Annotated in this window: 5 protein-coding genes; all 5 read left to right on the forward strand. The window is 59.7% G+C overall.

Annotated features, from left to right (window positions below):
* Positions 1-195 precede the first annotated feature (195 nt).
* Positions 196-1,044 carry a hypothetical protein gene (locus ACQKIE_RS19155; protein WP_427462153.1) on the forward strand — a complete coding sequence of 283 codons (849 nt, stop codon included), beginning with the start codon at positions 196-198 and terminating at the stop codon, positions 1,042-1,044.
* Positions 1,041-1,661 carry a lambda exonuclease family protein gene (locus ACQKIE_RS19160; RefSeq protein WP_427462155.1) on the forward strand — a complete coding sequence of 207 codons (621 nt, stop codon included), beginning with the start codon at positions 1,041-1,043 and terminating at the stop codon, positions 1,659-1,661. The genes ACQKIE_RS19155 and ACQKIE_RS19160 overlap by 4 nt, the downstream gene beginning before the upstream one ends.
* Entirely contained in the window at positions 1,661-1,948 is a 288-nt protein-coding gene (locus tag ACQKIE_RS19165; RefSeq protein WP_427462157.1) for a hypothetical protein, read from the forward strand. The genes ACQKIE_RS19160 and ACQKIE_RS19165 overlap by 1 nt, the downstream gene beginning before the upstream one ends.
* A 491-nt stretch (positions 1,949-2,439) precedes the next feature.
* Positions 2,440-2,760 carry a hypothetical protein gene (locus ACQKIE_RS19170; RefSeq protein WP_427462159.1) on the forward strand — a complete coding sequence of 107 codons (321 nt, stop codon included), beginning with the start codon at positions 2,440-2,442 and terminating at the stop codon, positions 2,758-2,760.
* 199 nt (positions 2,761-2,959) lie between these two features.
* Positions 2,960-3,148, forward strand: a 189-nt coding sequence (locus ACQKIE_RS19175) for a hypothetical protein (RefSeq protein WP_427462161.1), incomplete at its 3' end; no start/stop codon positions are given.

Consider the following 3,148-nt stretch of genomic DNA (forward strand, 5'->3'; position numbering starts at 1 on the left):
CCTGACTCGTTCGACGAGGACTGGCAGGACGAATGTTCCAACGGAATCCACTTTTATATCTCCCGGGTCGAGGCTGAGGCCCACATCTAACGCTAGCTGGTGGCGTACTCCTGGGTTCCCGCGCATGTCCTGACACCAGTAACGCGCAACTAATTCCAACACGGAGCCGACCCGTCAGTCGGCGGAGAATTCGTAATGAATCAGATCGTTCAATTCCAGCCTGCGGTCGAGGCATACGGGGCGAGGTCTCTGACCGCAGCGGATGTTCGCGCCCACGTTAACCTAATGCAGGACGTGATGCTTGAGGTCATGAAGGACGGTACGCACTTCGGCACGATTCCTGGCACGAAGTCCAAGAGTCTGTACAAAGCCGGTGCCGAGAAGCTGATGGCGACCTTCCGTCTTGCCGCCAAGCCCGAAGTGGAAGACCTGTCGCAGAACGGCGAGGTGGCCTACCGCGTGACGGTCAACCTGCTCTCTCCTAACGGCTCCTTCGTCGGGGCGGGTATTGGCGAGTGCAGCAGTCACGAAGACAAGTACGCGTGGCGTGCTGCGATCTGTGACGAGGAATTCGACCTGACGCCGGAGAATCGCCGCCGCGTCAAGTTCTCCAAGTACCAGGGAAAGGTGGAGAAGAAGAAGCAGGTCCGCACCAACCCGGCCGACGTGGCTAACACCATCCTCAAGATGGCTAAGAAGCGCGCCCAGGTGGATGCGGTCATCACCGCCACCGCCGCCTCTGACATCTTCACGCAAGACATCGAAGATCTTCCCGAGGAAGTCGTGGCGGAGATTGTGGGCCGTCAGCCGAGCAAGGTTGCTCAGGCGGTCCAGCAGGCCATCCCCGAGGACAGCCCGGAGCGCGATGCCGCTATCGAGAGGTGCAAGACGGCTGCGGCCAAGGGCACGGACAGTTTCCGGACCTTCTGGAAGGACGAGATGACCAAGGCCGAGCGCGAGTTGGTCAAAGACAAGGTGTCCATGTTCCAAAGCATCGCCAACTCGGCAGACGAGATGCTGGCCGATCAGGAGGGCAACGCATGAACCAGGGCACGCCTGAGTGGTTCGCCGCTCGCTGCGGCAAGTTCACGGGATCGCGCTTTGCGGACCTAATGGCGATTACGAAGTCCGGGCCATCAGCATCCCGCGCCAACCTCATCACCTCGATTGCGCTGGAACGCCTAACGGGGCAGCCGGAGCAGACCTACGAGAACGACGCGATGCGTCGGGGTAAGGAACTTGAGCCTATCGCTCGGGGGGCCTACGAGGCCCACACGGGCGATCTGGTGACGGAGGTGGGTTTCATCGTTTGCCGCGATCTGAATTTCGTCGGCGTGTCGCCTGACGGGCTCGTAGACGATGACGGCATGGTCGAACTGAAGTGCCCTGCTAGTCAGGCAAAGCACCTCGCCTACCTGCGCGACGGAATGCACGCCCTTGAATACCGGTGGCAGGTGCAGGGCCAGCTTTGGGTCGCCGAGCGTGAATGGTGCGACGTGACCAGCTTTGATCCCCGCTTCCCCGATGGCCTGCAACTCGCCATCGCCCGCGTTACCCGAGACGAGAAAGCCATCAAGGAGCTTCGCGAAGCCTGCGAGAAGGCCAACGATGAAGTGTCCGCCATTGTCGAAGAACTCCGCCAGATGAAGGAAGCCGCCTAATGAGCACCCCGACCAAGCGTTTCAACGTGGCCGCTGGCCGCCCCTACACCACCCGCGACGGCGAAGAAAAGAAAGCCTGGGTGAACCTCGGCCGTGCCACGCAGTGGGACGACGGCGGGATCTCCATCGAACTGCACGCCGTCCCGGTGGGCAACTGGTTCGACGGGAAGATTAGCCTGTTCCCCGAGGACAAGAAGGAAGACCAGGGCCAGCAGCGTCAGCGCCCGGCACGTGGGCAGCAGCAGTCGAGCAGCTTCGATGAGTCCGATTCGGAAATCCCGTTTTGAGGTAGATATATGAAAGCCTGCTTTAAGTGCAAGTACTTTAAGCCCCATGAAGAATTCTACGTCAACGCAGCAATGCGAGATGGCTTCATGGGCAAATGCAAGGAATGCACTAAGGCAGACGTTAGGTCTAACTACCACGAGCATATCGAACGCTATCGCGCATACGAGAAAACGCGCTCTATGGCCCCTCACCGAGTGGAAGCCAGGGAGGCGTATGCCAAAACTGATCGCGGTAAAGCCAGGGTCTATGCCGCGAGAAGGCGATACATCGAGCGAAATCCAATAAAGCGCCGAGCACACAACTTAGTAAACAACGCGCTTAGGGATGGATTGATCGTGCGTTGTCCATGCGAAGTCTGCGGAAACGAGAGAGCCCAGGCGCACCACGACGACTACAGCAAGCCACTGGATGTCCGGTGGCTATGCACTAAACACCACGCGGAATGGCACCGCAACAACACGCCGCTCTGCCCCGATCAGGAGAACGCAGCATGAGCACTTCCGCCCCCACTCCCACTACTGAGGCCGCTATGGATACCGAGAGGAAGGCTTTTGAACTGACGGAGCCGTTCACGGCAGAGGAACTGATCGGCCTGGCCGAAAGCGTTCGCGGTCGTCGCCGTGCTGCGATCTTGGCTTACGCCAACAGTCTTAAGCGCGACGCTGTAGTGGCCGAGTTGATCGAGGCGGCAGAAGACGCGCGTTCGGCTCTTTTACAGTGCATCGATGCGCTCTCTAGCGACGAGCAGTCCCACCACGACGCACTGGGTCGCATCACTAACGCCCTCTCCCGCCTAGGGGCCAGCGCATGAGCGGCTACGACATCAACTTCTCGATCACGGCTGTGTGCCCGTCATGCGGTAACGATCTTCCGAGCACCTCGTACATGACGATGAGCCGTAGAACTGATCACCCGTTTGAGCGGGACAACCCGTATGAAAGGAAGGATCGCCGGGTGTTCATCACCCCGTGCGCCGATTGCTTTGAGCCTAAGCGAAAGGAGCCCACCCCATGAGCACAGAGAAGGTGGTGAGGTACGGGCCTGTCGTAATTCGCCGCATGGCGGTTATGGAGGCCAGGGAAGGCGGCATGTGGGTGGAGTATCCCGACGTCGCGGGGCTTGTTGAGGTGCTTAAGGCGGTCCTTCCATTCTGCGTGACAGACGTACTTGAGCACTGCGACGGCAATAAGTGCCGAGAG

Origin of the sequence: Luteibacter sp. NPDC031894, from assembly GCF_050273135.1 — a bacterium.
Lineage (GTDB): Bacteria > Pseudomonadota > Gammaproteobacteria > Xanthomonadales > Rhodanobacteraceae > Luteibacter.